Source organism: Nocardiopsis sp. NPDC101807, from assembly GCF_044766605.1.
Classification (GTDB): Bacteria; Actinomycetota; Actinomycetes; order Streptosporangiales; family Streptosporangiaceae; genus Nocardiopsis; species Nocardiopsis tropica.
This window is the reverse complement of the sequence record NZ_JBIWMK010000004.1, coordinates 603,648-629,188: the sequence shown is the minus strand read 5'-3', so window position 1 is coordinate 629,188 and position 25,541 is coordinate 603,648. Positions and strand designations below refer to the sequence as shown.

General features: G+C 74.4%; 24 protein-coding genes. 12 read left to right on the top strand and 12 right to left on the bottom strand.

Annotated features, from left to right (window positions below):
- Positions 1-231: 231 nt before the first annotated feature.
- Positions 232-819 carry a TetR/AcrR family transcriptional regulator gene (locus ACIRPH_RS15615; RefSeq protein WP_402914833.1) on the top strand — a complete coding sequence of 196 codons (588 nt, stop codon included), beginning with the start codon at positions 232-234 and terminating at the stop codon, positions 817-819.
- A 68-nt stretch (positions 820-887) separates the two neighbouring features.
- Here the strand turns inward: ACIRPH_RS15615 and ACIRPH_RS15610 are convergent, their stop codons facing one another.
- The 4 genes from ACIRPH_RS15610 to ACIRPH_RS15595 form a co-directional block, all read right to left on the bottom strand.
- Positions 888-2,543: a BCCT family transporter gene (locus ACIRPH_RS15610; protein ID WP_402914490.1), complete on the bottom strand. Its 1,656-nt coding sequence runs from the start codon at positions 2,541-2,543 to the stop codon at positions 888-890.
- A gap of 477 nt (positions 2,544-3,020) precedes the next feature.
- Positions 3,021-3,905 carry an alpha/beta fold hydrolase gene (locus ACIRPH_RS15605; RefSeq protein ID WP_402914487.1) on the bottom strand — a complete coding sequence of 295 codons (885 nt, stop codon included), beginning with the start codon at positions 3,903-3,905 and terminating at the stop codon, positions 3,021-3,023.
- A 350-nt stretch (positions 3,906-4,255) separates the two neighbouring features.
- Positions 4,256-5,074 (bottom strand): aldo/keto reductase, encoded by an 819-nt coding sequence (locus ACIRPH_RS15600; RefSeq protein ID WP_402914484.1) that lies wholly within the window; start codon positions 5,072-5,074, stop codon positions 4,256-4,258.
- Positions 5,075-5,161: 87 nt separating this feature from the next.
- A complete protein-coding gene (locus ACIRPH_RS15595; protein WP_402914481.1) occupies positions 5,162-6,172 on the bottom strand; it encodes an NADP-dependent oxidoreductase in 1,011 nt (336 codons plus the stop codon).
- Between the two features lie 99 nt (positions 6,173-6,271).
- Here ACIRPH_RS15595 and ACIRPH_RS15590 point away from each other — a divergent pair, with 99 nt between their 5' ends.
- The 3 genes from ACIRPH_RS15590 (at position 6,272) to ACIRPH_RS15580 (ending at position 9,626) form a co-directional block, all read left to right on the top strand.
- Positions 6,272-7,204 carry a LysR family transcriptional regulator gene (locus ACIRPH_RS15590; protein ID WP_402914479.1) on the top strand — a complete coding sequence of 311 codons (933 nt, stop codon included), beginning with the start codon at positions 6,272-6,274 and terminating at the stop codon, positions 7,202-7,204.
- 444 nt (positions 7,205-7,648) lie between these two features.
- Positions 7,649-8,692: an endonuclease/exonuclease/phosphatase family protein gene (locus ACIRPH_RS15585; RefSeq protein ID WP_402914476.1), complete on the top strand. Its 1,044-nt coding sequence runs from the start codon at positions 7,649-7,651 to the stop codon at positions 8,690-8,692.
- A gap of 97 nt (positions 8,693-8,789) precedes the next feature.
- The gene (locus ACIRPH_RS15580; protein WP_402914474.1) at positions 8,790-9,626 is read left to right on the top strand and encodes a TIGR03619 family F420-dependent LLM class oxidoreductase; all 837 of its coding nucleotides are present in this window, start codon (positions 8,790-8,792) and stop codon (positions 9,624-9,626) included.
- 24 nt (positions 9,627-9,650) lie between these two features.
- Here ACIRPH_RS15580 and ACIRPH_RS15575 read toward each other — a convergent pair whose 3' ends face one another.
- Positions 9,651-9,887 carry a hypothetical protein gene (locus tag ACIRPH_RS15575; protein ID WP_402914471.1) on the bottom strand — a complete coding sequence of 79 codons (237 nt, stop codon included), beginning with the start codon at positions 9,885-9,887 and terminating at the stop codon, positions 9,651-9,653.
- A gap of 143 nt (positions 9,888-10,030) precedes the next feature.
- Here ACIRPH_RS15575 and ACIRPH_RS15570 point away from each other — a divergent pair, with 143 nt between their 5' ends.
- On the top strand, positions 10,031-10,657 hold the full coding sequence (locus ACIRPH_RS15570) for an HAD-IA family hydrolase (RefSeq protein ID WP_402914468.1): 627 nt from the start codon (positions 10,031-10,033) through the stop codon (positions 10,655-10,657).
- 144 nt (positions 10,658-10,801) lie between these two features.
- Entirely contained in the window at positions 10,802-11,260 is a 459-nt protein-coding gene (locus tag ACIRPH_RS15565; protein ID WP_402914465.1) for a GNAT family N-acetyltransferase, read from the top strand.
- Positions 11,261-11,426: 166 nt separating this feature from the next.
- On the opposite strand, the gene ACIRPH_RS15560 is transcribed toward ACIRPH_RS15565, so the two are convergent.
- Entirely contained in the window at positions 11,427-11,825 is a 399-nt protein-coding gene (locus ACIRPH_RS15560; protein WP_402914462.1) for a GNAT family N-acetyltransferase, read from the bottom strand.
- 113 nt (positions 11,826-11,938) lie between these two features.
- On the opposite strand from ACIRPH_RS15560, the gene ACIRPH_RS15555 reads away from it, so the two are divergent.
- The 4 genes from ACIRPH_RS15555 (at position 11,939) to ACIRPH_RS15540 (ending at position 16,353) form a co-directional block, all read left to right on the top strand.
- Entirely contained in the window at positions 11,939-12,907 is a 969-nt protein-coding gene (locus ACIRPH_RS15555) for an arsenic resistance protein (protein WP_402914460.1), read from the top strand.
- 241 nt (positions 12,908-13,148) lie between these two features.
- Complete coding sequence (gene dctA / locus ACIRPH_RS15550) at positions 13,149-14,666, top strand: C4-dicarboxylate transporter DctA (protein WP_402914457.1); 1,518 nt, start codon at positions 13,149-13,151, stop codon at positions 14,664-14,666.
- 340 nt (positions 14,667-15,006) lie between these two features.
- Positions 15,007-15,615 carry a hypothetical protein gene (locus ACIRPH_RS15545; protein WP_402914455.1) on the top strand — a complete coding sequence of 203 codons (609 nt, stop codon included), beginning with the start codon at positions 15,007-15,009 and terminating at the stop codon, positions 15,613-15,615.
- Positions 15,616-15,669: 54 nt separating this feature from the next.
- Positions 15,670-16,353, top strand: a complete 684-nt coding sequence (locus ACIRPH_RS15540; protein WP_402914453.1) for a hypothetical protein — start codon at positions 15,670-15,672, stop codon at positions 16,351-16,353.
- Positions 16,354-16,383: 30 nt separating this feature from the next.
- Here ACIRPH_RS15540 and ACIRPH_RS15535 read toward each other — a convergent pair whose 3' ends face one another.
- The 5 genes from ACIRPH_RS15535 to ACIRPH_RS15515 all read right to left on the bottom strand — a co-directional run bounded on the left by ACIRPH_RS15535 (position 16,384) and on the right by ACIRPH_RS15515 (position 21,090).
- Entirely contained in the window at positions 16,384-17,166 is a 783-nt protein-coding gene (locus ACIRPH_RS15535) for a putative hydro-lyase (protein ID WP_402914451.1), read from the bottom strand.
- Positions 17,167-17,219: 53 nt separating this feature from the next.
- Entirely contained in the window at positions 17,220-18,080 is an 861-nt protein-coding gene (locus ACIRPH_RS15530) for a biotin-dependent carboxyltransferase family protein (RefSeq protein WP_402914448.1), read from the bottom strand.
- On the bottom strand, positions 18,077-18,733 hold the full coding sequence (locus ACIRPH_RS15525; protein WP_402914445.1) for an allophanate hydrolase subunit 1: 657 nt from the start codon (positions 18,731-18,733) through the stop codon (positions 18,077-18,079). The genes ACIRPH_RS15530 and ACIRPH_RS15525 overlap by 4 nt, the downstream gene beginning before the upstream one ends.
- A 106-nt stretch (positions 18,734-18,839) precedes the next feature.
- On the bottom strand, positions 18,840-19,625 hold the full coding sequence (locus ACIRPH_RS15520) for a LamB/YcsF family protein (RefSeq protein ID WP_402914442.1): 786 nt from the start codon (positions 19,623-19,625) through the stop codon (positions 18,840-18,842).
- Positions 19,626-19,839: 214 nt separating this feature from the next.
- Complete coding sequence (locus ACIRPH_RS15515) at positions 19,840-21,090, bottom strand: NRAMP family divalent metal transporter (RefSeq protein WP_402914830.1); 1,251 nt, start codon at positions 21,088-21,090, stop codon at positions 19,840-19,842.
- A 297-nt stretch (positions 21,091-21,387) separates the two neighbouring features.
- Here ACIRPH_RS15515 and ACIRPH_RS15510 point away from each other — a divergent pair, with 297 nt between their 5' ends.
- Together ACIRPH_RS15510 and ACIRPH_RS15505 are read left to right on the top strand one after the other, a co-directional pair.
- The gene (locus tag ACIRPH_RS15510) at positions 21,388-22,095 is read left to right on the top strand and encodes a GntR family transcriptional regulator (RefSeq protein ID WP_402914440.1); all 708 of its coding nucleotides are present in this window, start codon (positions 21,388-21,390) and stop codon (positions 22,093-22,095) included.
- Positions 22,096-22,238: 143 nt separating this feature from the next.
- Entirely contained in the window at positions 22,239-23,030 is a 792-nt protein-coding gene (locus ACIRPH_RS15505) for an aminotransferase class IV family protein (RefSeq protein WP_402914438.1), read from the top strand.
- Positions 23,031-23,278: 248 nt separating this feature from the next.
- On the opposite strand, the gene ACIRPH_RS15500 is transcribed toward ACIRPH_RS15505, so the two are convergent.
- Positions 23,279-25,459 (bottom strand): MMPL family transporter, encoded by a 2,181-nt coding sequence (locus ACIRPH_RS15500; protein WP_402914436.1) that lies wholly within the window; start codon positions 25,457-25,459, stop codon positions 23,279-23,281.
- Positions 25,460-25,541: the final 82 nt, after the last annotated feature.

The following is a 25,541-nucleotide window of genomic DNA, read 5'->3' as shown; positions in this document are numbered from 1 at the left end:
GGATACGATGGCGTATCCAAAGGCGTTCTTAAGATACGACACCGTTTCTTGTTTGGGAAGTCGGTTCTCGGCCGGAAGCGGCCAGGGGAGGCAGGGTTGGCGGACGACGTGGTGCGGGACGGGTCCGGGGAGCGCCCCGGCGGACAGGGGGAACCGTCCGGGGGCGGCGGGGGCGCGCGGGACCGCCCCCGGCCGGACGCGCCCCGGGCCACGCGCAGGCGCGGGAGGGAACTGCTCGACGCCATCCACGAGGCGGTCCTCGCCGAGGCCGCCGAGGTCGGCCTCTCCCGGCTGTCCATGGAGGGCGTCGCCCGCCGCGCCGGCACCGCGAAGACCTCCCTGTACCGGCGCTGGCCCACCCCCGGCGACATCCTGATCGACGCGATGTACCACACCCTCCCGCAGGAGGTGCCCACGCCCGGGGCCGACGACCTGCGGGGGGACCTCATCCGCGCCCTCATGCTCCTGCGGGGCGTCATGGCCGACGGCACCCGTGGCCAGGCGTTGTTCGCCGTGGTCGCCGAGGCGCGGCACCACCCCGACCTGTACAGGCGGTTCACGGAGGAGGTGTTCGACGCGCGCGGCGGTCGCTTCACCCGCACCGTGCTGGAGCACTACGCCGGGCGGGGCAGGATCGACCCCGCCCGGGTCACCCCCCTCACCGTCGACATCGGCGAGGCCATGGTGATCAAGTACGGCATGGACCACCAGGCCTTCCCGGACGAGGAGTACGTGGCCCGGATCGTGGACCAGGTGATCCTGCCCGCCGTCGGCCAGGACCCGCGCGACCGGTGGTCCCCGGGCGCCGACCCGTCGTAGGCCCCGGCCGGCCGGGGCGCCGGGGTACGGCGGCCGGCCCCCGGGCAGGGGCCTCGGGCCGGACCCGCTCACCCGGCGCGCCGCGCCCCGATCCCCCCGCGGCGCCCCCGGGCGCGGCCGGCGCCCCGCTTGTCGCGCCGGGCCGCCCGGCGGGCGCGGGTGGCGAGCGGGGCGTCGCGCGCCCGCCGGGCCCCCGTCCCCTCCCGCGTCTCCGCCCGGAGGGAGCGCACGAGCCCGGCCATCATGAAGAAGCCGATCGCGAAGAACGGCAGGCCGAACACGATGATCGTCTGCTGCAGGGCGTCCAGGCCGCCCACGCCCGTCGCGGTGAGGACCGTCGCGGCGACCACGCCCTGGACGACCCCCCAGAACACCCGCTGCCGGGTCGGGGTGACGGCGTCGCCCGAGCACAGCATGTCCACGACCAGGGACGCCGAGTCCGACGACGTGGTGAAGAAGATGACCACGATGAGGATCGAGGCGGCCGAGACGAGCGTGGCCATCGGGAAGTGCTCCAGGAACGCGAACAGCGCGCCCGGTACGTCCTGCTCGACGACCACCTCCCGGACCAGGCCGCCGCCCCGGTTCATCTCGATGTCGAAGGCCGACAGGCCGAAGACGCCGAACCAGACGATGCTGAAGGCCGTGGGCAGGGCGAGCACGCCGAGCACGAACTCGCGGATGGTGCGGCCCTTGGAGATGCGGGCGATGAAGATGCCGACGAACGGCGACCACGTGATGGTCCACGCCCAGTAGAAGACCGTCCAGGAGCCCTGCCAGCCGGTGTTGCCGAAGGTGTCGTTCCAGAACGACAGCGCGACCAGCCGCTCCAGGTACACGCCCGTGGTCTCGATGGTGCCCTTCGCCAGGTAGAGCGGGGAGGACGCCAGGAAGACGAACACCAGCAGGGCGACCGCGAGGACGACGTTGACCAGTGAGAGCCACTTGATCCCGACGTCGAGCCCCGAGGCCACCGAGGCGACCGCGACGGCCGTGACCACGGCGATCAGGACCAGCTGCACGAGGCGGCCCTCCTCGATGCCGAACAGCGTGTTGAGGCCGCTGTTGATCTGCATGGTCCCCAGGCCGATGGTGACGGCCACGCCGAACAGCGTGCCGAGGACCGCGACGACGTCGACGGTCCTTCCCAGCGGACCGTCGATCCGGTCGCCGATGAACGGGTGGAAGACCGAGCTGACCCGGAACGGCAGGCCCTTGCGGTACACGAAGTAGGCGAAGGCCAGCGCCGGCAGGCAGAAGATCGTCCAGGTGTGCAGGCCGAAGTGGTACAGCGTGAACCCCATGGCCTGCCGGGCCGCCTCCACCGACTCCGGCTCGACGTCTCCCCGGGGCGGGTTCGCGTAGTGGCTGATGGGCTCGGCCACTCCCCAGAACATGAGGATGCTGCCGATCCCGGCCGCGAAGAGCATGCAGAACCAGGCGAGGTTGCCGTACTCCGGCGCACTGCCCGGGGGGCCGAGCCGGACACCGCCGTGGCGGCTGCACGCGATCCACACGAGGAAGAGGAGAAAGGTCGTCACGCCGAGGATGTAGAGCCATCCGAGATGGGTCAGGATCCATTGCGAGACGGCGCCGAAGACGGTGTCGACCGTGTCGGTGAAGGCGATGGCACACACCACGAAGACGACGGTCAGTGCGGCGGAAGCGAAGAAGATCGTCGGGTTCGTGTTGAGCCCGAGCATGTGTGCCAGTTTTTTCGACATGCACTGCCCTCTGGTGTTTCGGGTGCTTTCGGCGCGCGGCGGGGCCGAGATCTCGGAGCGGCCCCGGGCAAGGATACGCACCGGGAAAGACAGATTCACCTACGTCCATTTCATACGAAATGACGCAGATCCCGATTCACATAAAGATTCCAGATGCAGTGCACTCTTTTAGACCGGAACACCAGGAAAAGGAGAGTACGGCACCGCGCCGCGGCGGAGGACGCCGCCGCTCCGGGCCGCGGGACGGCCGGGAGCGCGGCGGAGGCACACGGAAGGGCCACCTGTTCGGCGGCGCGGCGCCGGCGGCCGGACCGGGGGCCGGACCGGGGGCCGCCGTGCGCGTACGCCGGGCCCCGGCGGCCGGACCGGGGGCCGCAGGAGCGGATCACACGTCCGGCCGACCGCGTTCGCGCGGGGGCGGGAACGCGCCGGTGGGGCCGCGTCCGTGCGCGGCGGGAGGCCGCCGCGGGGATCGGGTCAGGCGTCGAGCCCGCGCAGGAGCTCGCACACCCTCTCGGGCTGCTCGTACAGCGACAGGTGGCCCGCGCCCTCGATCGTGTGGACCCCGGTGTTGAGGAACCGGCGGGCCGGCCCGTGCAGGCGCGCGGGGGAGAAGAAGGGGTCGTGCGATCCGGTCGCCACGGCGACCGGCGTGTCCGCCCAGGCGCGGAACTGCTCGCCGTGGAGCGGGTTGGGCGTGGTGCCCGTGCGGCAGTAGCGGGCCACCATGGTCAGCCACTCGGCCTCGGCGCGGCGCTCGGCGCACTCGTCCGCGGACGGACCGCTGAGGAACTCGACGAGGCGGCCGCTGGTCTGCTCGTTGGGGTGGATCATCCAGGGCAGCGTCGCGCGCATCGACTCCGAGCTGACACCGGCCGCGGTGAGCCCCGCGGGGTTGAGCAGCAGCATCCCCGCGACCAGCGGGGACGGGGTCGAGGCGAGCGCGATGGCGGCGCCGCGCGAGTGTCCCAGCACCAGGACGGGCCCGTCGGTGATCCGGGGCAGGAGCTCGTCCAGCCACGCGCCGTAGGTCTCGATCCTGGTCCCGCCGACCCGCTGGCTGCAGCTGAGGCCGGGCTGTCCGGGAACGTCGACCAGCAGCACCGGACGGTCCGCGGCCAGGGCGCGGGCGGCGGGGACCGTGGTGGCGGCGTTGAAGTTGGTGCCCGACAGGACCAGTACCGGGGTGCCGGCACCGCCTTCGGCTCGAAAGGCCTGCGTGCTCCCCAGACGGGTCTCCACAGGCGGAAGGGGCCCGAGTTCGGGCCACTGGCTCAGGGCTTTGTGGCACCAGGCGTGGACGGAGCGCTCGGCGTTCTCCGAGCGGTACACGCGTGCGGCACGAAGGGGGACGACGGTCATGGATCTGGTTTCGCGTAGAGGAGAGCTGGTGTCCGCCGTCGTATGTTTCCCGGCGCACCAGAGGGACTGTACGCCTCTGTTCGGCACCACGCCACTCGGGGGCGGCGGAGGTCCTGACCCGAGACGTTCACCAGGTCCCTACCCCGTGCGGACCGGCCCTTGGGAAGGGTGTGGGCCGTGGTGCGCGCGCGTACCGCTTCGTCCGGTTCCGGTCATGCGCGGGGCGAGACGTTTGCTTCCCGCCCCATCCGTTTCGTCCCGTGAAAGACGCTCCCGGGCCGTTTCCACGGCCCGGGAGCGTCGGATGATCCCACCCCCGGGCCCGGTCACGGCCCCGGAGGACGCGGCTCTCAGCCGAGGGTGTCGGGGTCCGGACCGATCCGGCCGTCACGGTTCAGCGACCCGATCTTGTCCATGTCGTCACCGGACAGCTCGAAGTCGAAGACGTCGAAGTTCTCCCGGATCCGCGACGGGGTCACGGACTTGGGGATCACGACGTTGCCGCTCTGGATGTGCCAGCGCAGCACCGCCTGCGCGGCGGACTTGCCGTACGCGGCGCCGATCGCGGCGAGCACGGGGTCCTGCAGCAGGTCCTTGCCCTGGCCCAGGGGGCTCCACGCCTCGGTGACGACGCCGTGGCGGGCGTTGGCCGCCCGCATGGCCTCCTGGGAGAAGTAGGGGTGCAGCTCGATCTGGTTGACGGCCGGGACCACGTCCCCCTCCTCGACGACGCGGTCCAGGGTCGCGGCGGTGAAGTTGGACACCCCGACGGCCTTGGCCCGCCCCTCGGAGTGGATGCGCTCCAGGGCCTTCCAGGTCTCGACGTAGGCGCCCCTCGCCGGCGCGGGCCAGTGGATGAGGTACAGGTCGACGTAGTCCAGGCCGAGCCGGTCGAGGCTGGCGTCGAAGGCCTTGAGCGCGTTGTCGTACCCCTGGTCGTCGTTCCACAGCTTGGTGGTGACGAACAACTCCTCCCGGGGGAGTCCCGACGCCGCGAGCGCCCGGCCTGTACCGGCCTCGTTCTCGTACAGCTTGGCCGTGTCGATGCTGCGGTAGCCGCTCTCCAGGGCGGTCTCGACGGCGGCCTGGGCCGCGTCGTCGGCGACCTGCCAGACACCGAACCCGAGTTGCGGCATGGTGAGGCCGTTGTTCAGCGTGACGTACTGCATGGAAGCCTTTCCGTGGTCACGGAGTCCGTGGTGGCTGCGGGGAGTGCCACCCATGATGGCAACCTGGAGTGCACTCCAGGCAAGGGCTCAGTCGGTGAGGCGGACCAGCATCTTGCCGGTGTTCGCCCCCCGCATCATGTCGAGGAAGGCGCGGACGGCGTTGTCGATGCCGTCGACCACGGTCTCCTCGCTGCGCAGGTCCCCGTCGGCGATCCAGCCCGCCGCCAGCCGTGCGTACTCGGCCGCCAGGTGGGCGTGGTCGCCGACGATGAACCCGCGCAGGTTGAGCCGCTTGCCGACCGCGAGGAAGAGGTTGTCCGGCCCGGGGACGGGCTCGGTGGCGTTGTACTGGGAGATCGCTCCGCACAGGGCGATCCGCCCGTGGTCGCGCATCGCCGCGATGGCCGCCCGCAGGTGGTCGCCTCCGACGTTGTCGAAGTAGACGTCGATCCCGTCGGGCGCGGCCTCGGCGAGCTGCCCCTCCAGGTCGCCCTCGCGGTAGTCGACGGCGGCGTCGAAGCCGAACCGCTCGACGACCCGGCGCCGCTTCTCCGGGCCGCCCGCCGACCCGACCACGCGGGAGGCGCCGAGCTTGCGGGCGATCTGGCCGGCGAGCGAGCCGACCGCCCCCGCGGCGCCCGAGACGAACACCACGTCGCCCTCCTTCACGGGGGCGACCTCGACGAGCCCGGCGTAGGCGGTGAGGCCGATCATGCCGAGGACGTTGAGGTGGTTCTCGACGGGGGCGAGGCCGGGGTCGACCACGCGCGCCGCCCCGGCGGGCAGGAGTGCGTACTCGCGCCACCCGGCGGAGTGCAGGACCGTGGCGCCGACCGGTACGTCGTCGCTGCCGGAGGCGACCACGGTGCCCACCGCACCGCCGTCCATCGCCTCTCCGAGGCGGTAGGGCGGGACGTAGGACTTGGTGTCGTTCATGCGGCCCCGCATGTAGGGGTCCACGGAGATCCACGAGTTGCGGACGAGGATCTCCCCGGCCCCCGGGTCGCCGACCTCGGTCTCGACGAGGGAGAAGTCGGTGGGCTCGGGTTCGCCGGAGGGGCGGGCGACGAGGTGGACTTCCCTGCTGGTGACTGGCATGGCGGAACCTCCGGGACGTCGTGTGCTGTGGACCGGGCTGCCCCGGTCCAGGCAGACACTAGTGCGGCAACGTATTCGTCCACCAATAAAATCGGCAAGGTGACCTATAGAGATTCCAATGGATCGGTCGCCGGGGCGCTGGACCTCCAGCAGCTGCGCACCTTCCTGGCCGTGCACAGGTCGGGCTCCTTCACCGCGGCCGCCCAGCTGTTGCGACTGTCACAGCCGACGGTGACCACGCAGATCCGCTCGCTGGAGCGGAGGCTGGGACGCGAGCTGTTCGACCGGCTGCCCCGCGGCGTGGCCCCCACCGCCGAGGCCAACGACCTGGCCGCCCGGATCGCCGAGCCGTTGGACGCCCTGGAGGTGGTGGCCGGGGAGAACGGCGGCGACGCGTCCTCCCCGCCCGTGCCGCTGCGGCTGGCGGGGCCGGCCGAGGCGCTCCACTCCCTGGTCCTGCCCGCCCTCGCCCCGCTGGTGGAGGAGGGGGTACGGCTGCGGGTCCGGACCGGACCGGCCGACGACCTCCTGGACGGGCTCCGCTCGGGCAGGCACGACCTGGTGGTGTCGACGGTGCGGCCGCGCGGTCGCACGCTGGTCGCCGATCCGCTGGCGGACACGGAGTCCGTCCTGGTGGCGTCGCCCGGGTGGGCGCGGCGGATCCGCCGCGAACGGCTGGGCCGCCAGGGCTCCTCGGCGCTGTGCGCGGCCCCCCTGGTGGCGTACGACGACGACCTGCCCCTCCTCCGCCGGTACTGGCGCCACGTGTTCGGCGTGCGGCTGACCTGCACGCCCGCGGTCACCGTGCCCGACCTGCGCGGGGTGCTGGCGGCGGTGGTCGGCGGCGCCGGGGTGACGGTGCTGCCGCGGTACCTGTGCCAGGCGGCACTGGACGAGGGCCGCCTGGTCACGCTCCTGGACCCGGCGGATCCGCCCGTCGACACGGCCTACCTGGTGCGGCGTCCGGGAGTGTGCCATCCGCACCTGGAGAGGGCGTGGAAGCGGTTGACGGAGGCCGCCGCCCGGCCCTGAGGCCGCACCGGCCCGGGCTGCCCCGGAGCACCTCGGGCCGCCGCGTCGGGCGGCGGGGGTGCGGCGGCGGACCGCGGGCGCGCCCCGCGAGGGCCCGCACGTGCCCTCCGGCGGGGCCGAACACCGTGCGCGGGGTCCCCGGCGTCCCCTCCGCGATGGTCTCCCGACGGCCCCTCCCGCCTGGGCAGTAGGCGGTCGGGGCGGGGCCCTCGGGGGTGCGGCGGACCTCCTCCCCGCCGTGGTGGACGGCGGTCCGCCGGGGGAGCGGCGGTCCGCGGGGGGTACGCCGAGGGCCTGCGGTGCGGGGCCGCCCGCCCCCGGGCGAGCGCCTCCGGGTCCGCGTCCCGGCGCGGCTCCCGCCGGAAACCGTCCGAACCCGTCGCCCTCGGGGGGAGTCCTATCCGGGGCGGGCGCGACCGTCCGCGGGACACGGAGGTCGGGGTCATGGAGCACGCGGGGGTACGAGGAACGGCGCCGGCCGCCCGCCGCCGGCGCTCGGCGGCCGTGACCGTCCTGGTCGCGCTGGCGGCGGCGGGCTTCGCGGTATTCGCCGCGCTGCGGGGGCTCGGCCTGGAGCGGGGGTGGCCGCTGGTGCCCGCGCTGGCCTTCACCCCGTACATGCTGGGGGCCGCGCTCCTGGCGGCGACGGTCGCGGGCCTGCTGCGGCGGTGGGTGCCGCTGGCCGTGCTGGTCGCGGCGGCGGCCGTCCTCGCGGCGGCCGTCGTGCCGCGCGCGATCCCCTTCGGGATCTCCGGAGCGGGAGGCCCGGAGCTGCGGGTCATGAGCCTGAACGCCCTCGGCGGCGGCGCCGACGTCGCCGAGGTGGTCGACCTGGTGCGCGACCGCGAGGTGACGGTCCTCGCCCTCCAGGAGGTCACACCGGACCTGTTGGAGGCCCTGTCCGGGGCCGGGCTCGACGACCTCCTCCCCCACACGGTCGACCACTCGGCCGCGGGTGTGCACGGCAGCAGCGTCCACGCGGCCCACCCCCTCGCCGACCTGGGCGACGCGGCGGCGGGAACCGGGGCGTTCGCGATGCCGCGCGCCGCCATGGAGGTGCCCGGGTACTCCTTCCCCGTGGAGGTGGTGTCGGTGCACCCCCTGCCTCCCCTGTCCCCCGGGACCATGGACGGGTGGCGGGACGGGCTGCGCGCCCTGCCCGGTCCCGAGGACGCGGAACCCGCGGTCGCGGACCCCGGCCACCGCTTCCACCGGCCGGGGCTCAGGATCCTGGCCGGCGACTTCAACGCCACCCTGGACCACGCCGAGCTGCGCCGCGTCCTGGACGCGGGCTACGTGAGCGCCGCGACCGTCCACGGCCGGGGGCTGGAGCCCACGTGGCCGACGGGGGGCGGACTGCCCGGCGTCGCCATCGACCACGTGCTGGTCGACGAGTCGATGGGCGTCGGCGCGTTCGAGGTCGTGGAGGTCACGGGAAGCGACCACCGGGCGGTCCTCGCCCGGGTCACGCTGCCCGAGGGGCGGTGAGGGCCCGGCCCCGGGACGGGCGTGTCCACGGGGCGGGGGGACCGGCTCGCCGGAGGGGGTCTCCCCGGGCGGCGGCGACACGGTCTACCGTCGGCTCATGAGCGAGCTGACCGAACCGATCACCGGCACCCGCCTCCAGGTGGTCCTCCCCGACGAGTCCCCCGAGATGTCCGCGAGGACCCTGACCGACCTGGGCGTCCGGGCGGAGGAGCTGGGGGTGGACGCCGTGTGGCTTCCGGACCACCTGCTGCCGCCCGCCCCGTACGGGACCACGTTCGGCGGCGTGTACGAACCGCTGGTGTCCCTGGCGCACCTGGCCGCCCGCACCACGCGCATCCGGCTGGGCACGTCGGTGCTGGTGGCGCCGTTGCGGGACCCCCTGGTCCTCGCGAAGCAGGCGGCGACCCTGGACGCCCTGTCCGGCGGGAGGTTCGTGCTGGGGGTGGGCGTCGGCTGGTCCGAGGAGGAGTTCGCCGCGGTGGGGGCCGACTTCGCCACACGCGGGGCGCGGACGGACGAGACGCTGCGGCTGCTGCGGCACCTGTTCGGGGGCGGCGGCCCGTTCGAGGGCCGGTTCCACTCCTACGGGAGCGGCGTGTTCGAGCCCCGCCCGGCGCGACCCGTGCCGGTGATGGTCGGCGGCGCCTCCGACCGGGCGCTGCGGCGCGCGGCCGAGTGGGGCGACGAGTGGCAGGGCGTCGGACTGACCGCGGAGAAGTTCGTGGCGGCGCGCAACCGGCTGCGGTGTCTGACCGACCGCCCCGTCCGGTCGGGCACCCGGATCGCCTGGTCCGGGGACGAGGAGGGCTTCGGCCGCACCGTGGAGCTGTTCCGGGAGCTGACGGCCGCCGGGGCGGACTCGGTGGCGGTGTGGTTCGGCGACGCGGAGGGGTTCGGCGGGCGCATGGAGAGGTTCGTGTCGGCGCTGCGCTGACCGCGCCGCGCGGCGCGGTCGGTCCTACTTCCGGGAGCCGAGGAGCCCCCGACCCCCGTACTTCTTGTGGACGGCCTGCTTGGAGACGCCGAGGACCTCAGCGATCTCGGCCCAGGTGGAGCCCTGGTTGCGCGCGCGGCGCACGAGTACGGCCTCGACCCGCTCCATCTCCCTGCGGACGCGCGTCGTGGCGTCGAGACCGGCCAGGGGGTCGTCGCCGTCGGTGGCACGGGCGAGGGCGGCCAGCTGTTCGGTGTCCATGGGTCAACTATAATTGACCGTCCTCCGGCGGCGGACCGCGGCGGGGCCGCGGTCCGGTCGCGCCCCTCCCGTCGCGGCCGCCGCGCGCCGCGCCGGCTTCTGGCACCCTGGAGGACCGACCGATCCGGAACCGAGGGGGCGACGTGGGCGACTACGACGGGGCGACGGTGCTGTTCGACCTGGACGGCGTGCTGGTGGACTCCATGGAGAGCGTCCGCGCCGGCCTCACGGCGTGGGCCGCCGAACGCGGCCTCGACGTGGACGAGGTCCTGGAGCACAGCCACGGACGCACCGACATCGGGCTGGCGCGCCTGGTCGCCCCGCACCTGGACCCGGTCGAGGAGGCCCGGCGGATCGAGGCCCACGAGGCCGCCGCGGGCGACGGGGTCCGGGCCCTGCCCGCGGCCCTGGGCCTCCTCACCGAGCTCGACGCCCGCGGGCGCCCCTGGGCGGTCGTCACGTCCGGGGGCGACAGGATCGCCCGCTCCCGCCTCGGGACGGCCGGGCTGCCGTTCCCCCGGGTGCTGGTGACCGCCGACGACGTCACCGAGGGCAAGCCCCACCCCGAGCCGTACCTGCTGGGCGCCGAGCGCATGGGGGTCGCCCCGCAGGGGTGCGTGGTGGTGGAGGACTCCCCCAACGGCGCGCGCGCCGGGATCGCCGCGGGGATGCCCGTGCTGGCGGTGGCGACCACGAGCCCCCCGTCGGAGCTGGCGCACGCGACCACGGTGGTGGCGGACCTCGCGGCCGTCGCCCGGCTGCTGCTCTGACGGCACGGCCCGGGTCCGACCGGTCGGGCACCCGTGCGGCGGGCCCCCCCGGGGGGTGCGCACCGGCGGAGGCTGTATCCATGGAGCGGACGTACGCGTACCGGTTCGGGGGTGCCCCACCCCCTTGTCCTCCGAGGAGAGCCCATGCCCACCGCCCTCGTCATCGACCGCGCCCGCTCCGAGGACGTGGCGGCGATCGTCGCCCTGCTCGCCGACGACGTGCTCGGCGCGCGACGCGAGGACCCGGATGACCACGCCTCCTACCTCGCGGCGTTCGAGGCGATCGACGCCGATCCCCGGCACGTCCTCGCCGTGGCGCGCCGCGACGGGAGGGTGGTCGCGACCCTGCAGCTGACGATCCTTCCCGGTCTCTCCCACCGCGGCGCGACACGCGCGCAGGTGGAGGCGGTCCGCGTGCGCGCGGACGAACGGGGCAGCGGTGTGGGCTCGGAGATGATGGCCTGGGCCGAGGCGGAGGCGCGCGGACGCGGGGCGAAGGTGCTCCAGCTGACCTCGGACTCCACGCGCGGTGACGCGCACCGGTTCTACGCCGGTCTCGGGTACGCCGCCTCCCACGTCGGCTTCAAGAAGCGGCTCGCCTGACCCGTGCCGCCGGCACGGCGCGGCCGGGTCCGACCCCGACGGTCCGGGGGCGCGGGACCGGACACGCGGCGCAGGGCCCGTGTGGAGATCCCGGTCCCGGCGCCCGCGTCGGGCGTCGGCCACGGCACGGGCCGGGACCCCCGCTCCCCGGCGTGGACGCGCCCGTTCAGAGGGCGATGAGGCCCGCCCGGGTGGGGACGAACCCGCACGCCCGGAGGTAGAAGGGCTCCAGGTCCGGCTCGAAGTCCACGTGCAGCCACCGGCACCCGGCTTCCCGGGCCCGCTCGGTGGCGAGGCGCACCAGCCCCGTGCCGATCCCGGTGCGCCGCAGGCGCGGGTCGGTCACGGTGTCCAGGACGAACGCGTGGACGCCCCCGTCCCAGACCACGTTGACGAAGCCGACGAGCTCGTCCCCGAGGCGGGCGCACACCCAGCCCAGGCTGTGGTCGTTGACGCGCCGCCACACGTCCGCCGCGTCGCCGGGCGCGTACCCGAACCCGCGGGCGTGGAGGGAGACGAGCTCGGTGTTGTCGAAGGGTCCGCGCCAGACGTGTTCCACGGTCATCCGCGTGATCCTAGCGGAGGGGTTTTCCGGCTCCCCGGGGAGCCGGGAAACCCCTGGACGGCGTGCGGCGACTAGCGTGGACCCAACCGTCCCGCCCACCAGGAAGCCGCCGCGTGTCCACGTCAGAGAAGTTCCAGAGTGTGTTCGTGGCGACGGCCGCGCTGGTCGGACTGGGCCTGGGCCTGCTGCTGCCGGTCGGCGGGGCGGCCGGGCACCTCGTCCTGCCCGCCCTGATGCTGATGCTGACGGCGGTGTTCGTGCAGGTCGACGTCGGCCAGGTGCGGGAGGCGCGCTCCGCGCGCCCCGTCGTCGCCGCCGGCCTCGTGCTCAACTTCGTGTTCACGCCGCTGCTCGCGGGCGCCCTGGGCGCCGGGCTGCTCGGCGACTCGCCCGACCTGCGGATCGGCCTCCTGCTGCTGCTGGTCACCCCGTGCACGGACTGGTACCTGGTGTTCACCGGCCTGGCCCGGGGCCACATGGGCGTGGCCGCCGCGGTGCTGCCGGTGAACCTGGTCCTCCAGCTCCTGCTCCTGCCCGTGTACGTGCTGCTCCTCGGCGGTGACGCGGCGATGGTGGACACGGGGACCCTGGTGGAGGCGGTCCTGCTGGTCCTGGCGGTCCCCCTGGTCCTGGCGGTGGCCGCCCGGTGGACGGCCCGCAGGTGGAGGGGCGCCGCCTGGCGGGACGGCGTCCTGGCGCCCCGGGCCTCCCGCGCGGTGCTCCCGCTGCTGTACGCGGCGGTGCTCGCCATGTTCGCCTGGCAGGCGCGCACGGTCGCCTCCCACATGGGCGAGCTGGCGGGCCTGGTCCCGCCCCTGGTCCTGTTCTTCGTCGTGGCCCCGTCGGCGGCCCTGGTCGCGTCGCGCCTGCTGCGCCTTCCCCCCGATCAGCGGGTCACGCTGGTCATGACGACCACGGCGCGCAACTCGCCGATCGCCCTGGCGATCGCCGTGGCGGCCTTCCCCGACCGGCCGCTCGTCGCGGTGGCGCTGGTGGCCGGCCCGCTCCTGGAACTGCCGGTGCTGGCCCTGCTCGCCCAGCTCGTGCGGGTGCGCCCGCGGGCCGACGCGCCCGGAACCTGAGCCCCGGAGCACCTCTGCGCCCGGGCCGCCCCCGTCCTCGCAGGTGAGCGGGGTGCTCACCGGCCGTCACCCCGGAACCGACCCGCGCGGGACACGCAAAGTTAACCAAGACGCCGCAAAGCGCCACGGAGCGTGATCGAATGTCAGGTAAATCTTAAGTTTCCCCCGCGTGACTTGGCCGTGGAACACACCTCGGCGAAAGTTCCTGTGACCCGCCGCACAGGACCCTGAAGGAGAGGCCATGCCGAGTTTCGGACGCGCCGCCACAGCAGGGCAGGGCGCCGACAAGGCACCGGCCCCGCCCAAGAAGCCCATCTACCGCCACCTCTACTTCTGGGTGCTCGTCGGTATCGCCCTGGGCATCGCCGTCGGCCTGCTCTTCCCGGCCCAGGGCGCCGAGATGCGCTGGCTCGCGGACCTGTTCATCAAGCTCGTCAAGGTCGTCATCGCGCCGACGATCTTCTGTACCGTCGTGGTCGGCATCGCCAGCCTCGGCAACCTCGCCAAGGCCGGCGGGCTCGCCCTGCGCACGCTCGTGTACTTCACCGCGCTGACCGTGATCGCCCTCGCCATCGGCCTGGTCACCGTCAACATCATGCGTCCGGGCGCCGGCCTGAACATGTCGTTCGACGAGGCCGACGCGGCCGACACCATCGCCGCCGCGGAGGGCGCCGAGGGCGGTGTCTCCGGCTTCATCCTGCACATGGTGCCCGAGTCCTTCTTCGGGGCCTTCGTCGACGGCCAGCTCATCCAGGTCCTCGTCCTGGCCGTGCTGGTCGCCTGCGCCCTCACCATGCTGGGCAAGCGCGGCCAGACCGCGGTCCGCGCCCTGGACACGATGTCGCACGTCATGTTCGGCGTCATCAAGATCGTCATGTACACCGCGCCGCTCGGCGCGTTCGGCGGCATGGCCTTCACGATCGGCGAGTACGGCGGCCAGGTGCTCGGCAGCCTCGCCTACTTCATGATCAGCTTCTACATCACCTGTGTGCTGTTCATCGTGGTGGTCCTCGGGATCGTCAGCCGCATGGCCGGGTTCGGCCTGTTCAAGGTGCTGCGCCTCATCCGCGACGAGCTGCTGATCGTGCTGGGCACCTCCTCCAGCGAGTCGGTCCTGCCCCGCATGCTGGTCAAGCTGGAGGCCGCGGGCGTCAAGAAGTCCGTGGTCGGCCTGACCATCCCGACCGGGTACTCGTTCAACCTGGACGGCACCGCGATCTACATGACCATGGGCGCCATCTTCATCGCCCAGGCGACCGGCTCCGACATCTCCGTGTGGACGCAGATCGGCCTCCTGCTGTTCATGCTGCTCTCCAGCAAGGGCGCGGCGGGCGTCAGCGGCGCCGGCCTGGTCACCCTGGCCGCCTCGCTGGCCGCCTTCGGCGACGTCATCCCGCTCGCGGGCATCGCGCTCATCGTCGGCATCGACCGCTTCATGTCCGAGGCCCGCTCGCTGACCAACCTGATCGGCAACGCCGTCGGCACCCTGGTCATCGCCCGCTGGACCGGCGGACTGGACCGCGACCGCCTGCGGGAGGTCCTGGACAGGCCGAACACCATCGACATGGACGCCCTGATGAGCTACGACGCCGAGGAGGGGGCCGCGGCCCGCGCCCGGGAGGGCGACTCCCCGGCGACCGGGACCGCCGGCGCCGAGGGGGCCGACGCGGCGCCCGCCGCCGAGGGGACCGCCACGGCCGGGCCGGCCGTGGGCGGCGAGGGCGGGGACCGCACGCCCGCAGAGGTCAAGGGCGGCTAGCCACAAGGGCGGGCCGGCCCTCCCGGGACCGCGACCGGCCCGCCGCGGTGTCGCGGCGCCTCCCGGGCCCTCGCTCCGACACCGTCTCCCACCGCCCCGGGCGGGACCCCGTGACCATACGGGTCCGCCCGGGGCGGTCCCGTGCCCGGACCGGGAGCGCAGCGCTGCGCCCGGCCCGTCGCCGCACCGGCCCGGGGCGGCGTGCCGCCCCTCCGGGACCGCCCACCGGGCGGGCGGCGCCCGAGGAATCGGCGCGGACCGGTGCGAACGGCCCCGGAAGCGGGTAACGCGCAACCGTGGGTCCCGACCCGCGACCGCCCCCTACCCCCCGGGAGTCCCCGTGAAGCTGTACGCCGAACACCCCGTGCGCGCGTTCGTCCAGATCGCCTCCGACGTGCTCGCCCTGGCCTGGGTCTACGTGTGGGTCCGCGCGGCGCTGTCGCTTCGCGAGACCGTCCTGGCCCTGGACCGCCCCGGGGCACTGCTGGAGGACACCGGCCGTGGGTTCACCGAGCACATGGCCGGGGCCGCCGAGCAGGCCCGGAGGGTGCCCGTCGCCGGGGAGGCTCTCGCCGCCCCGTTCACCGGCATGAGCGGGACCGGGGAGTCCCTGGCCTCCGCGGGCGACTCCTTCCGGGAGTCGGTGGCCTCGCTGGCGCTGACCCTGCCACTGCTCACCGCCTCGCTCCCGCTGCTGCTGATCGCGGCGACGTGGCTGCCCGCCCGGGCCCGCTGGGTGCGCCAGGCCGATGCCACCCGGCGGCTGCGCGGACTCGCCCCGGAGGCCCGCTCGCGGCTCCTGGCCCTGCGCGCCCTGGCGTCGGTGGCTCCGTCGAAACTCGTCGGCGTGCACGAGGACCCGGCGGGCGCGTGGCACGCCGACGACAGGAGGGCCGTCGACGCGCTGGCCGACCTGGAGCTGCGGCGTCTGGGGCTGCGCGGGTTCTGACACCCCCCGCCCCGGCCGCGTGCCGGGAACGCCACCGACCCACCGGGAGCCGACATGCGCCTGTCCGCCCTTCTGGACCCCGACGCCGTCCCCCCGGACGCCGACGGCACCGTGACCGTCCTGCTCGACGTCACCGCGCCCGGGCGCGCGGAGGGTGGCCTCCTGGCCGGGGCCGCCCGGGCCGTGTCCCTGCGCGTACCGGTCGGCCCCCGCCCGAGCGGCGCCCGGGTCGTCGGGGGGACGCCGTCCCGCCGGTTGCCCGACGGGTCGGTCGCCGTCGAACTCGGCGACTTCCGCCCCGGGGAGAGACGGCGCCTCCTCCTGCGCCTGGAGGTCCCCGGCCTGTCCGTACCGGGCGCCGCCGCCGTCACCGTTCTCGAAGCCGGCCACGTGGACCCGGCCACCCCCACCGCGCACACCGCGGTCCTGCCGGTCACCGTCGACGTGGTGCCCGAGGTCGAGGCACGGTCCGAGGCCGCGGCGCGGTCCGCCGGACCGGAGGCGGGGACGGAGGGGACGCGCACCGACGACGCGTCGCGCACGGCCGAGCAGCTCCACCCGGGCAGGTCGGGCCACGCCCCCGAGCGGGGGCGCGGCGTCGCGCCCCCGCACGGGGGCGTCATCCGCGGTGAGCAGACCGACCGCGGCCGTCCCGCCCCGGACCGGGCTCCCCCGGCCCCGGGCGGTCGGCGCGGACCCGGGGCGCCGCGGGACCCTGAGCCGCCCCCGAACGGCTGACCCCGCCGGGTCCGGGGCGGCCGGGACGGACTACGGGACCTGGTAGGAGGAGTCCCTGACGTCGGTGATCGCCATGTGGCCGGGCGCGTGCCCGATCGCGAACTCGGGCGCGGACGCGGCCACCGCGGCCTGCGGGGTCACCCCGCAGGCCCAGAAGACGGGGATCTCGCCCGGGCGCACCTCGACCGCGTCGCCGTAGTCGGGCCTGTCCAGGTCCGTGATCCCCAGCGCCGCCGGGTCGCCGACGTGCACCGGGGCGCCGTGCACCGCCGGGTACCGCGAGGTGATGCGGACCGCGTCGGCGACCTGGTGGGCGGGGATCGGCCGCATGGAGACGACGAGGGGGCCCCGGAAACGGCCGGCCGGGCGGCACTCCCGGTTGGTCGCGTACATGGCCACGTTGCTGCCCGCCTCGATGTGGCGGACCGGGACCCCGGCCTCCAGGAGCGGCGTCTCGAACGTGAAGCTGCACCCGATGAGGAAGGCGACCAGGTCGTCCCGCCACAGGTCGGTGACGTCGGTGCGCTCCTCCGCCAGCGCGCCGTCGCGGTACACGCGGTAGGCGGGCAGGTCGGTGCGCAGGTCGCCGTCGAACACCGACGCGTCCACCTGGCCCGGCTCCGTGACGTCCAGGATCGGGCAGGACTTCGGGTTGCGCTGCGCGAACAGCAGGAAGTCGAACGCGTCCTCGCGCGGCAGCGCGATGAGGTTGGCCTGCGCGTACCCCGGGCTGTACCCGGAGGTGGGAGCCTTCAGCCCGCCCCTGAACAGGGCGCGCGCCCGGCTCGGTGAGAGTTCCGCCGGTGGGGTCATGGTGTCCTGCCTCTCGTTCTGGCCTGTGGGAGTACCGCGGTCCCGGACCCGCCTCACAGGGCGAACCGGATCCGGCTTCCGGGGCGGGCCTGCGCGGCCTTGGGCAGGTCCGCCGTGCGCACGACGGCCACCACCGGGTAGCCGCCCGTGACGGGGTGGTCGGCGAGGAACAGCACCGGCTCCCCGCCGGGCGGTACCTGGAGGGAGCCCACGACCATGCCCTCGCTCGGGAGTTCGCCGGAGCGCGAGGGCGCGCGTTCGAGGACGGGGCCGGACAGCCGGGCCCCCACCCGGTCGCTGCGGGAGGTCACCTCGTACTCGCCGGAGAGGAGGGTGGCGATCGCGTCGTCGGTGAACCAGTCCTCGCGGGGACCCAGGTCGACCCTGAGCGTCGCCTCGGGCCCGCCGACGGGTGCGACGGCCGCGTGGTCGACGCGGGGGAAGCCGGAGGGGGCCGGCCCCACCGGCAGCACAGCGCCCGGCGCGGGCACCTCCGGCCCGAGCCCGGCGAGCACGTCGGTGCTGCGCGAGCCGAGGACCGGCCGGACGTCCACGCCGCCGCGCACGGCCAGGTAGGTGCGCAGGCCCCGGGAGGGCATGCCCATGGTGAGCTCCGCGCCGTCGGGCAGGTGCAGGACCGTGTTCGAGGCGGCGCCGCGCCCGTCCACCGACAGCGGCGCCTCGGCGCCCGTGACGGCGACCGTGACCGCTCCCCGGGCCCGCACGCGCAGCCCGCCCAGGGTCGCCTCCAGCGCCGCGGCCCCCTCCGGGTTGGCGAGCAGTCTGTTGGCGAGGGCGTAGGAGGCCGCGTCGGCGGCGCCGGAGCGGCCCACGCCCAGGTCGGCGTGGCCGAACCGGCCCGTGTCCTGGACCGTGGCCAGGGGCCCGGTGGCGATGATCTCCAGAGCGCTCATGACGCCGTCGCCCCCGTCCGCGCGTCCGCGCCGGCGTCCGGGGAGCCCGCGTCCGTGAAGCGCACGCGGACCCCGGGGCGGAGCAGGCCGGGGGGTTCGCGGTCCAGGTCCCAGATCCTGGCCTCGGTCCTGCCGAGCAGCTGCCAGCCCCCCGGTGAGCTCCGCGGGTACACGCCGGTGAACTCTCCGGCGAGCGCGACCGAGCCGGCCGGGACCCGGGTGCGGGCCTCGCTCCTGCGGGGGACGTGGAGGCGCGGGTCGTCGCAGACCATGTAGCCGAACCCCGGCGCGAAACCGCAGAAGGCGACGGTCCAGGTGGCCGAGGTGTGCGCCCTGACCACGCCCTCCCGGGTGAGGCCGGTCAGCTCGGCGACGTCGTCGAGGTCCTCGCCGTCGTAGACCACGGGGATGGTGACCGCGTCCCCGGCCGCCCGCTCCGTCCCCGGCGCCGGGGACAGGGCGCGGACCGCCGAGGCGACCCCCTCCGGGGGCGTGCCGGGTTCGATCCGCAGCAGCACGGTGCGGGCGGCCGGGACGACGTCGGTGACGCCGGGGACGGGGTGCGCCTCGAGCGCGGAGCGCAGGGCCATCACCTCGGCGAGGTCCCCGACCTCCACGAGCACCCCGCTGTCGGCACACTTCAGGACACGCAACAAGACTCCTCAACCTGGTGGTGGCGGACCTGCCGGCGGCAGCAGGCCGTCGTCGCGCGGGGAGGTGCGCACGCCCCCGCGTGCGCACCTCCCCGGGCGGGAACGGTCACGCGTCCCCCGGGGCGGTCGGGGCCTCCCGGGTGAACGGCGTGACGGCGACCCCGGCGGCGCGCAGCCGGTCCGCGACGGCGCGGGCGATCTCGACCGCGCCGGGGCTGTCGCCGTGCACGCACAGGGAGTCGGCCTCGATCACGATCTCGGTCCCGTCGATCGCCTCGACCGGCAGGCCGCGGGCGATACGCAGGCAGCGCTCGGCGATCGCGGCGGGGTCGTGGAGCACGGCACCGGGCTCTCGGCGGGACACCAGGACGCCCTCGGGGGTGTACGCGCGGTCGGCGAAGGCCTCCCGGTAGGTGCGCAGCCCGGCCTCCTCCGCCAGGGCGAGGAAGCGGGACCCGGGAAGCCCGAGCACGGGCAGGCCGGGGTCGAAGGCGCGGACGGCCTCGACGACGGCGGCGGCCTGCTGCTCGTGGTGCACGATCGCGTTGTAGAGGGCGCCGTGCGGTTTGACGTAGCGGATGCGGTCGTCGGCCAGGCGGGTGAACGCCGCCAGGGCGCCCAGCTGGTAGACGACCTCGTCGGTGAGGTCGGCGGGCGGGACGTCGACGAAGCGGCGGCCGAAACCGGCGAGGTCCCGGTAGCCGACGTGCGCGCCCACCGCCACGTTCCGCTCCTTGGCGTCGGCCGTGGTGCGGCGCAGCACGCTCGGGTCGCCGGCGTGGAAGCCGCAGGCGACGTTGGCGCTGGTGACGACGGACAGCAGTGCCCGGTCGTCACCGAGCTCCCAGCGGCCGAAGCTCTCGCCGAGGTCGGAGTTGAGGTCGATGCGCAACGTCGGTGCTCCTCGTTCTTCTTCGTGCCTGCCGGGCGTCCGGACCGCGCGCCTCCGCGCCGGCGGCGCCCTTTTCGCCCCTCGGCACTGTCGTACTGTGCGGGCCCCTCACGGGGCTCCTACCCCGTCCGGCCCGCGAGCCTCGGACCGTTCGGCGCAGGGGGGTGGAACGGGGGGCGCGGCGGGCCCGCGCCGCGCCGCGCCCCCCGGGTCTCTACTGCCAGAGGGCGGCGATGCCGCCCAGGGAGTTGACGGCCATGTACACGGTGAGCAGCCAGGCGGCAGCGCCGACCGCGATCAGCCAGCGCGGGTAGCGGTAACCGCCCAGGAGGTCGTGGGAGCGGCGGGCCGCGACCCACAGCATGATGCCGAGGCCGACCGGGAGGATGACGCCGTTGAGCGCGCCGGCGAGGATCAGCAGCGTGTTCGGGGCCTGGCCCGACAGCAGGAAGATCGCCAGCGAGATGCCGATGAACACCGTGACCAGGACGCCGCGGCGCTTCTCCAGCCAGGGGTGGAAGGTCGTCACGAAGGAGATCGAGGTGTAGGAGGCGCCGATGACGGAGCTGACCGCGGCGGCCCACATGATCATGCCGAACAGGCGCATGCCGACCTCGCCCGCGGCCTGGTAGAAGGCCTCGGCCGAGGGGTTGGGGGCCTCCATGATGGCGGCGCCGCCGCTGACGACGCCGAGGATGGCGAGGAAGAGCAGGACCCGCATGACGCCGGTGACGATGATGCCGGTGACGGAGGTCTTGGTGATGGCGCCGGCGTTCTCGTGGCCGCCCTGGCCCGCCTCGACGAGGCGGTGGGCGCCCGCGTAGGTGATGTAGCCGCCGACGGTGCCGCCGATGATGGTGACGGCGGCGAGGAAGACGTCCGTGCCGAGCTGGTCCGGCATGACGGACTGGCGCAGGGCCTCGCCGACCGGGGGCTGGGAGACGATCGCGACGTACAGGGTCAGGGCGATCATCCCGACGCCGAGGACGATCAGGATACGGTCGAGGGCGACGCCCAGCTTCTTCACGGCGAGGATGACGACGGCCAGGAGCGCGGAGAGGACGGCGCCGAGCCTCGGGTCGAACCCGAGCATGGCGTCCAGGCCGAGGCCCGTGCCCGCGAGGTTGCCGACGTTGAAGATCAGGCCGCCGAAGACGATCAGGGCGGCCAGGAGGTAGCCCGCGCCGGGCAGCACCTTGTTGGCCAGGTCCTGCGCGCGCATGTCGGCGACGCCGATGACCCTCCAGATGTTCAGCTGGACGGCGATGTCGACGAGGATCGACAGGAGGATCGCGAACGCGAAGGTTGCGCCGAGCTGCGCGGTGAAGGTCGTGGTCTGGGTGATGAAGCCGGGGCCGATGGCGCTGGTGGCCATGAGGAACATCGCGCCGAGCAGGGTGCTGCTCACCGTGATCCGCCCGAGGCGGGGGCGCACCTTGGGGGGCGCGGGGGGCGTGTCGCCCATGGGTCTCTCCAGGGAGTGCGAGAAGCGTGCCGTGGCGCGATGATCGACCACGCCGTCGTTGGATTGTTGAACAATACTTCAATCCTACGAGGCCAGTAAAGGTGGCGTAAGCAAAAATCCCAGGTCACTGCTGTTACAGGGGACCACACTCAACCCCCTACACCCCAGGGGTATGCCCCAAGATCCGCGGTAATAGGTCCGCTCATTCGACGAACCGATGTCTTGGAAGACCCGCCTCCCCAGAGGACCGGCGGGTCGGTCACAATGGAGTAACCGAACGCACCCCGAGGAGCACATGTGACGGCCACGGACGCCCACACCGACCGGCCCCCCGGCCGCAGGCGCCTCCTGCCCCCGCTGCCCACCCAGGCCGAGCGCGTCGCCGAACTGCTCCGCGAGTCCCTCATCGACGGCGCCTACCCCCCGCGCCAGCGCCTCTCCGAGGAGAGGCTGTGCGAGGAGCTGGGCGTCTCCCGCAACACCCTCCGCGAGGCCTTCCGGCTGCTGGTCCGCGAGCGCCTGCTCGTGCACCAGATGCACCGGGGGGTGTTCGTCGCCCATCCCACCAGCGACGACGTCCGCGACCTGTTCAGGACGCGCCGCGTCCTCGAACTCCCCGCGCTGCGGGGCGCGGTCCGCCCCGGGGAGGAGGCCGTGCGCGCGGTCGGCGCCGCCGTGGACGAGGGCGAGGCCGCCCGCGACCGGGAGCGGTGGAAGGAGATGGGCACCGCCAACATGCGCTTCCACCAGGCCCTGGCCGGGCTCGCCGGGAGCGCCCGGGTCAACGAGTTCATGAGCCAGGTGCTCGCCGAGACCCGCCTCGTCTTCCACGTCATGGACGCCCCCCGCGAGTTCCACGCCCCCTACCTGGACTGGAACCGGCGCATCCACACCCTGCTGGCCGAGGGGGACGTGACGGGCGCCGCCGACGAGCTGGCCACCTACCTCGACACCTCCGAGCACCAGCTCGTCACGGCCTTCACCGCCCGGGAGCGGGACGCCTGAGCCACGCGCCGGCGCCCGCCCCCGCCGCTTCCGGGGGCGGGGGCTCCGGGGCCTTCCGGGCCGCCGCCGACTTGGGATGAATTGTCCACAGGTCTCGGAAAAACCGCGTGACGGAGGTCCCGAAGTGCCAGAATGAGGACCCGATGGAACTGAACGGACGCCCCGTCGGCACCGGGGAAATCGCGGGCCTCGCCCTGTACGGGTACGGCCACTTCACGACCATGCTCGTCACCGATCTGCGGGTGCGCGGCCTCGCCCTGCACATGGAGCGGCTGACCCGGGACTGCCGGACCCTGTTCGGCGCCGAGCTGGACATCCCCCGGGTCCGCGAACTGGCCCGGAGGTCGGCGCGCGCGCACCCGTCCCCCTCCGTGGTGCGGGTGACCGTGTTCGACCCCGGCATGGACCTCGCCCGCCCGGCCTCGCGGCGGCCTCCGCAGATCCTGGTCACCACCCGGCCGGCCCCGGCCCCGGACGGGCCCCCGGCACCGCTCCGCCTGGGCACCCGCCTGTTCGCCCGGGACACCCCCCGGGTCAAGGGCACCGGGATGTTCGGGGCGATCCGCCAGCGGCGCTCGGCCCAGCTGGACGGGTTCGACGACGCCCTCTTCACCGGGGTCGACGGACGCGTGTCGGAGGGTCCCACCTGGAACATCGCGTTCCTGGACGGCGGCGGCGTGGTGTGGCCCCAGGCGCCCTGCCTGCCCGGGGTGACGGCCCGCCTGGTGGACCGCGCCGCCGACTCCCTGCGGATCCCCGTGTCCACCCGGCCCGTCGCCGGGGCCGCGAGCACCCGCGTGGCGGGGGCCTTCGTCACCAACGCCGCCGCCGGCGTGCGGCCGGTCACCTCCATCGACGGGGTCCACCTGCCGCAGTCGGCCCTGATCCGCAGACTGGCCGACGCCTACCGCGCCATCCCCGGCGACGCCCTCTAGGTGTACTGACCACGGAGGTTGGTAACACCCGCCCCGCCCGACACACGCGAAGAGGGCCTCCGGCTACCCGCGCACCTCACCTCTCAGGTCAGGACGTCCGGGGCGTGGTCCGCGGGTCGTTCCGGACCCGCGTCGATCGGCGCGGGCGCCGAGCCGACCGGAGGCGCCCACGGACCACGCCCGGCCTTCGGGGGCCTCCGGCGGCAGGCCGCACCCGCCGGGCTCCGGGCCCGGGGAGCCCCGGGCCCCTATCCCTCCCGGTCCGCCGGGGCGGTCCCGGCGGCCACGGCCGGCCTGCCGGCCCGCCCCGGCCACCACATGCGCGGGCCCACGTCCAGGGACAGCGCGGGCACCAGCAGGGTGCGGACGATCAGGGCGTCCACGAGCACGCCGAACGCCACCAGGAACGCGAGCTGGAGCAGGAACAGCAGCGGGATCACCGCCAGCGCCGCGAAGGTCACGGCCAGCACCACCCCGGCCGACGTGATCACGCCCCCCGTGACGGTGAGCGCCCGCAGCACGCCCTCCCGGTGCCCGTGGACCAGGGCCTCCTCCCTGGCCCGGGACATCAGGAAGATGCTGTAGTCGATGCCCAGCGCGACGAGGAACACGAACGCGAACAGCGGGACCACCGGGTCCGCTCCCGGCAGGCCGAGCAGGTGCTCGAAGACCAGCGTGCCCACGCCGAGCGCGGCGGCGAAGGACAGCACGTTGGCCGCCATCAGCAGCAGCGGCGCCACCAGGGAGCGCAGCAGCGGGATCAGGACGAGGAAGACCACGACCAGGACGAGGGGGACGACCACGGCGAAGTCGCGCTGGGCGGTCTCCAGGGTGTCCAGGTCGGTGGCGGTCACACCGCCGACCAGGGTGTCGGCCCCCTCGACACCGCGCAGGGCGTCACGGAGGCCGCCGACGGCGGAGACCGCCTCGGACGACTCCGGGGGAACGGACAGGGTCACCTCGACCAGGACGCGCCCGTCCTCCACCAGCGGCGGGGCGTCGGCCCCGGGCGGTCCGGGCTCGGTGACCGCGACCGCCTCCTCCACCTCGGGGAGGTCCTCCGCGGCGGCGACGACCTCGTCGAGCCGGTCGGCGTCGGCGACCACCAGGGCGGGGGCCGCCCCGCTGGCGGGCCCGAAGCCCCGGGTGAGCTCCTCCTGGGCCTCGACCGCCTCGACCTGCGTGCGGAACACCTCGGACTGGCCGGTGCCGCCGGCGTCGAACTGGGGGGCGAACACGGCCGCCGCCGCCAGCAGGACGGTGGTCCCGATCCAGTAGGCGCGGGGACGGCGCGAGACCGTTCCGGCGATCCGCCCCCAGAAGCGGTGCCTGGCGATGACCGCGTCGAGGCCCTCGTCCCCCGGGCCGCCCCCGGCCGCCCCGCCGTCGCCGGGCCGTCGCGGGACGGACGGCCAGAAGACCGCCCTTCCGCAGAGGGCGAGCACGGCGGGCAGGAAGGTCATGGCGGACAGCAGGGCCGCGGCGACGCCGATGGCCACGACCGGGCCGAGGCTGCGGGTGGACGCCAGGTCGGCCGCGAGCAGGCAGAGCAGGCCGAGGATGACGGTCCCCCCGGACGCCAGGACCGGGCCGGTCACTCCGCGCACCGCGGCCAGGACGGCCTCGGGGACGCGGTCGCGCGTGGCGAGCTCCTCCCGGTAGCGGGCCACGAGCAGGAGCGCGTAGTCGGTGCACGCGCCGACGACCAGGATGAACAGGATGCCCTGGCTCTGCCCGTTGAGGCTGACCAGCCCGGTGTCCGCGGCCAGGTAGACGAGCGCCCCGGACAGGCCGAGGGCCAGCAGGGAGGCGAGGACGACCAGGACCGGCAGCAGGGGCGACCGGTAGACGGCCACGAGGATGACCAGGACGGCGGCGAGGGCCACGACGAGCAGGGTCGAGTCGATGCCGCCGAAGGCCGCGGTGAGGTCGGCCGCGTACCCGGCCGGGCCGGTGACCTGCGCCTGGAGCCCGGGGACCGGGTCGTCGGCGAGGAGCGCGCGGAGCTCGTCGACCGCGTCCCCGGTGTCGTGCCCCGGGTCGATCGCCACGGTGAACTGGGCGACGGAGGGGTCCTCCGTCCCGGGGAAGGGGCCGATCACCGGGCCGGCGGCCCAGGGTTCCCCGGCCACCCGTTCCCCGACCCCGGCGATGGCGGCCAGGTCGTCCTCGGCGATGTCACCGCCCCCGGAGTAGACGACCACCGCCGGGACGGCCTCCTCGCGGTCGAACTCCTCGGCGATATCGGAGACCTCGGTGGACTCGGCGCCCACCGGCAGGAACGCCCCGGGGTCGTTGGTCTGCACCTCTCCGAGCCTGCCCAGGAACATGCCGAGGGGGCCTGCGCCGAACAGCCACACGAGGGTGACCAGCAGCGCCGCCCCCGCCCACCAGCGGGGGCGGCGTGGCCGGCCTTGGTCCTTGCGCACGGGACGGGTCCTTCCGTTGCTCCGATGTTTGACTCGAAATTAGAGCATCTTGGATTTCGAGTCAATTTCGCGCACGGGGCTG